Origin of the sequence: Candidatus Seribacter sulfatis (genome assembly GCF_964187635.1) — a bacterium.
Taxonomy (GTDB): Bacteria; Verrucomicrobiota; Verrucomicrobiia; order Opitutales; family Seribacteraceae; genus Seribacter; species Seribacter sulfatis.
In genome coordinates this window covers 1-5,126 of record NZ_CAXLMO010000029.1, presented here as the reverse complement: position 1 = coordinate 5,126, position 5,126 = coordinate 1, and the positions used below count along the sequence as shown (strand labels likewise).

The 5,126-nt window shown below is 44.6% G+C and carries 6 protein-coding genes; 3 read left to right on the top strand and 3 right to left on the bottom strand.

Going from position 1 to position 5,126, the window contains the following annotated elements:
• A partial coding sequence (locus ACKPQ5_RS03685) for a 3-keto-disaccharide hydrolase (protein ID WP_407677745.1) occupies positions 1 to 462 on the bottom strand: 462 nt, incomplete at its 3' end.
• A 101-nt stretch (positions 463 to 563) separates the two neighbouring features.
• On the opposite strand from ACKPQ5_RS03685, the gene ACKPQ5_RS03680 reads away from it, so the two are divergent.
• The 3 genes from ACKPQ5_RS03680 to ACKPQ5_RS03670 are packed head-to-tail and all read left to right on the top strand — an operon-like array spanning position 564 to position 3,463.
• Positions 564 to 1,511, top strand: a complete 948-nt coding sequence (locus tag ACKPQ5_RS03680; RefSeq protein WP_407677744.1) for an ABC transporter ATP-binding protein — start codon at positions 564 to 566, stop codon at positions 1,509 to 1,511.
• Positions 1,511 to 3,163 (top strand): ABC transporter permease, encoded by a 1,653-nt coding sequence (locus ACKPQ5_RS03675; protein ID WP_407677743.1) that lies wholly within the window; start codon positions 1,511 to 1,513, stop codon positions 3,161 to 3,163. The genes ACKPQ5_RS03680 and ACKPQ5_RS03675 overlap by 1 nt, the downstream gene beginning before the upstream one ends.
• 15 nt (positions 3,164 to 3,178) lie before the next feature.
• A complete protein-coding gene (locus tag ACKPQ5_RS03670) occupies positions 3,179 to 3,463 on the top strand; it encodes a DUF3817 domain-containing protein (protein WP_407677742.1) in 285 nt (94 codons plus the stop codon).
• Here ACKPQ5_RS03670 and ACKPQ5_RS03665 read toward each other — a convergent pair.
• Positions 3,460 to 4,860, bottom strand: coding sequence for a DUF1552 domain-containing protein (locus tag ACKPQ5_RS03665; RefSeq protein ID WP_407677741.1), 1,401 nt, complete (start codon positions 4,858 to 4,860; stop codon positions 3,460 to 3,462). The genes ACKPQ5_RS03670 and ACKPQ5_RS03665 overlap by 4 nt on opposite strands.
• Before the next feature lie 20 nt (positions 4,861 to 4,880).
• Positions 4,881 to 5,126: DUF1585 domain-containing protein (locus ACKPQ5_RS03660; RefSeq protein WP_407677740.1), on the bottom strand; the 246-nt coding region annotated here is incomplete at its 5' end.

Below are 5,126 nucleotides of genomic sequence, written 5' to 3'. Positions count from 1 at the left end.
GCCAAATTGCTTCGCATCTTTTTTAAGTTTACCCTTATCATCTAAAGTTAAAGTAGTTTTCATGCCACGCATAGAGAGTATTCCCCGAAAGCCCTCTCCGTAACATATGCCAGAAAATTTGTCACCCGCTTCCAAGTCGGCCTGATATCCACCAATTCGCCAACCGTCATTCTTTCCCGGTTTAACAAAACTGCGGTACTGAATCCCGCTGTTTCCCGCGATAATCTTGTAATCAAGCGTAAGTTCAAAGTCTCCTAATTTTCCATCCTTCCAAATGAGAAAGGTATTTCCCTTGGTCGGATTCTCCTTTGTGGTTTGCCCAAGAATTGCACCATCCTGGACGCTCCAAAATTTTGGATCCCCATCCCATCCCTTTAGGCTTTTGCCATCAAACAGTTTTTTTTCCGCAAAAAGGGAAGAGATTATAAGGAAGGAAGAGAGGATGATTGTAGATATTTTCATAATAAGTTGATTTGCTATAGTCCAATGTCCGATTTTCGTGATTTTAGGCAAGGAAAAGTTGACCTAACTTGATTTTTAATTTCCTATCGTGCCTTCCTCTCATGATCCAAGTCCAAGATCTCAAAATTCACTACGGAGACTTTGTTGCTGTAGACAACCTTTCGTTTTCGGTAAAACCAGGTTCGGTTTTTGGACTGATCGGGCCTAATGGTGCGGGTAAAACTACCACAATCAAGGCCATTGCCACTTTAATCGAACCAACCTACGGGGAAATTATGCTCGGAGAGACTTCTGTCCTACACCAACCGGAACAAGCTCGGCGAATGCTTGGATACATGCCCGATTTCCCTCCAGTCTACGACGACTTGAGGGTGGAAGAATTTTGTGATCTCTTCGCCCACGCTTACGGACAATCAGTCGCCGAAAGGAAAGAAAAGGTAGAAAAAGCCTTAGCTCAGACTGAATTAACCACCAAGCGCAGGGAACTCTGCAAATCCTTGTCCCGCGGTATGAAACAGCGTGCCCTGCTCGCGAAGACATTGGTTCACGATCCCTCCGTCATGCTACTCGATGAACCGGGAGCCAATCTTGATCCGAAGGCCCGTATTGATATGCGTAAGCTGCTCAGGAAACTTGCAGATCAGGGGAAAACCATTCTCGTCTCCTCCCATGTACTTACCGAACTGCAGGACCTTTGTGATGAAATCGGAATCATGCGAGATGGAAAAATGGTGGTATCTGGATCCATTGAGGAAATCACACAACGCAAAAAATCCTCAAGAAAACTGGAAATTGAACTCCTGGAAGAATCGCATCAATTTACTGAATTTGTAGAACAGTGGCCTACTCTTTCAGAACTCAAAAAAACGCACGACACAAAAGCCCAGTTTGAAATATCTCATTCAGGAGGTCGTGAAGAAATTCCCGGAATTCTTTCACAAATGATTGAGCATGGACTGAAAGTTACTTCATTTACTACCCGAAAATCAAAAGTGGAGGATTTGTTTTTGGAAATTGAATCCGGATCCTCAGAATTTGATCAAAATTGATGAACCCACTTATTCTAAAAGGCATCCGTGAAAACCTCCGTCCCAAACATCTGATCGCAGCCGGACTGTTCTCCCTAATCGTATGTTCAACGGTTTACCTGACCTCCTACCTCGAGGGATCTGAAGGAAAATATAGCAAGGACCCCCAAACCAAAGAATGGGTAAAGGGAGAAAGCTCTCCAGTAAACGGGGCCCGAAACGCATTCACTTTCATCCTCGCCCTGCAGGGATTTTACCTAATGTTTCTGGGTACTGGCCGAGTTGCTTCTATTACCGCCGAGGAAAGGGAATCCGGTCTACTCGATTACCAACGGATGACTCCCATGAATCCGCTATCTAAGATCATTGGCTATATATTTGGAATCCCTGCCCGGGAGTACTACATGTTTTTATTCACTCTCCCCTTTCTTGGACATGCTATCCTCGTGGGAAAACTTCCGTGGGGAAACATCATTCAATTATATTCCGTCTTCTTTTGCTCGGTCATTCTCTACCACCTCACCGCACATGCAGTCGGCTTGGTGGTCCCCAAACCCCGTGCTGCCTCATGGGTTTCCCGCATTGTCGTTCTTGGGTTATATGTGGTGCTACCAGGACTGGGTCAGGCAGGAATTTCTTTCCTATCTTTCCTTACTATTCTCCCAACCTACTTCGGGAAAATACTTCCTATCATTCGGGAAGAAGGGTATCAGAAAAGGGGCCACTTTGATTATGAAGCTCGCATTGCAGATTTTTGGAAGGATGTTCCCTTTTTTGATTTTGCAATCTCGCCCACCACCTTCACTTTTCTGATGCAGGGCCTACTCATTTTGATTCTGCTCATCACAGGTTATCGGAAATGGAGGAATCAGGCTTTGCCGGCGCTGTCGAAATCTTCCGCACTTTTCATATACTCTATTTTTCAATTTCTACTCCTAGGATGTTTATGGACTTTTTTTGATAAGGGGGAAGCAAGCGGACTGATTGGGCAGGAATTGTCAGCCAATGAATTCTCCGGAAAAGAAGAAAAAATTCTTGGACTCATTTTAGTGATTGGAATCTTCTTCTCTCTTTCCTTTCTCTTCATTCTCTGCCTGATTAATATTTGTTGTCCCGACCGACACCTTTATCTCAAAGGAATCCAGCGAATCGCAAAGTTCAATCTCGCCCGAATTCCACGAATCGCAGATGAAAGCAGTGGGCTAGGCCTTATGCTGATTCTTACTGCCATTACCCTCTTCACCTATTCGGTCTTGATCAAATTGGCATTACATTCAGATGCCTGGGTACTAAACTCTTCCTTTCTTTCTTTATGCCTCATCCCCGCGGGCACCCTGCTCCTTGCTGTGATTTATCTGCAGGCAAGTCGTGAACAATGGTTCAACCTCGGTTTCTGGGGATTTGTCGGATTGCTATGGATCACCCCGCTCCTCGCCAGTCTCGTTCTGGGGGTTGGTTGGGGAGAAGAGAACATAGGCTTAATCTTAAAGTTATTAGCTATAAATCCGCTGTCTATAATCCCCATGCATTGGGTGTACGAACATGCAGAAATAGTTAAACTACCCCAGGAAATTGCTCAAAATATTAACTCGGCGATACAGTTTGGATTGTTGATTGCCGGTATATTTGCGATTCTATTGCAGTCGCGTCTTTATTTCATTCGAAAAAAATAACTTTCTTAATCTTACATGATCAAAATTTTACGATTACTTGGAAATATTGAAGGGATTTCCTACCTGCTTCTTCTTGGGGTTGCCATGCCTATGAAATATTATTTCGAAATGCCCATGGCCGTCAAAATCACCGGAATGGCTCACGGCGTTCTATTTGTAGCTTATTGCTTAGTTCTCGCCTTATGCATGAAGAATTTCAACTGGACACTCAAATTTGGAGTTTACCTTTTCATCGCAACTCTTATCCCATTTGGTACATTCGTCACTGATCGTAAACTAAGAGATAAAGTCACCGATTAAGCGAATAAACTGGAAATCATTCCAGTACTATCTGCAAAACGGTCTAACTTCAGGCCCATCGCATTCGCCTGTGAAAGCCAAAGATTTGCCAAGGGAACCCCACCCTCAGGCGTTTTGTAAGTACCCCCGACTTTTTTAACCAGTCCAGACTTAGCTGAGACATTCAGGTGCTTTCCAGTAATCAACTTCCCACCCCCGGAACCGGCAACGAGAATAGGCAATGCACTGTATTGGTGAGTCGATCCATCTCCCAATCCAGAACCATAAGTGAACATAATATTATCAAGCAGGCTCTTGCCATTAACCTCCTCTATCCGATTCATTTTTTCGCAAAGGTAGGCAAATTGCTCCATATAGAAGTGATCCACTTTGATAAGGTCCTCAACAAATTTCCCTTGGTTATGGGACATCATATGATGGCTCTTGGGTTTATCGAACAAACTCTCGAATAAATAGGGAGTATCCCATCTTTCAGGCCCCACCATAAAGGTTGCCACATTGGTCAGTCCACTCTGCAAAGAAGCAACCATCAGGTCCCCCATCAAGCGAATGTATTCACCCCGGGGCATTTTCCCATCCATCGGAACATCCAGCTCAACCTTACTTAATTCAGCCTTCATCCCGTCGAGTCTCGAGATCTGGGTCTCAATTGCCCGGATCGATTCAAAATATTCCCCGAATTTCTGCTGATCCGAATAGCCAAGATCCTTTTTCAACGACCGGGCATCATCCAGCACCAGATCAGTAATATTTTTATAAGCACTTCTTTCATCCGATTTAAAAAGCCTCCGGTACGCAAGCAATGGATCCCGCATCGAGGGAGCCACATGCTCCGTTCCATACCAGGAAATATTATCAAACTGAATCGATTCCTTGTTATCTTTGTGGCTATTACAACTGAATTCCAATGTCTTAAAAGGAGTATCCCTACCAATTTTATCAGCAATAATATGATCCAAACTCCGTGCCTGAGGATAAGGCGTGTGCTTCAGGCTAAATGGACTGGCACTGGAAAGAAAACAGGAGGCACACTGGGCATGTACATCCGTACCCGGTTGGAAAGTACGATCTAACCCCGTGATCAAAGTAACCTTATCTTTAAGCCCCGACAGGGGTTTCATCGTTGGAGTCAACTGCAGGTCATGCAAACCGACTTCGATGTTTGATCGGGTACTCCCTGCATCATAACTATCATTGGTAAACTTTTGCTGTACCGCACTCTTTTCCTCTCCCGGAAAGAAAGTCTTTCTTACCACCCCGATGGGCACATAATAAAAAGCCGCACGCTGTGGAATTTGAAAATGATTACTACCCACCGCCAAGCTTTCCATCCATGGCAGGGCAAGAGCGGAAGTTCCCATTCCGCGAAGAAAAGTACGGCGGCCAATATTTGTCATCGTTTTCATATTTTCAAAATTCACTTGGTTTTATGCAAGGCAAGTTTACTACTTGGACCTCGAAAAGGTTTCGACTGCACAACGGCGTGGATCAAAGACTTCATCGAATAATCCTCCGCCTCCACTCTTTCCACGATCTCATCCAAAGCCAGGCTATCAGAAGGATTCAGTTCGCGACCGAGTCCAAAGGCCAGCAGATGTCCGGCAAGTCCACGGACAAAACGGTTTTTTTCCTTCAGGATTGCATCCTTAAATTCGATTACATT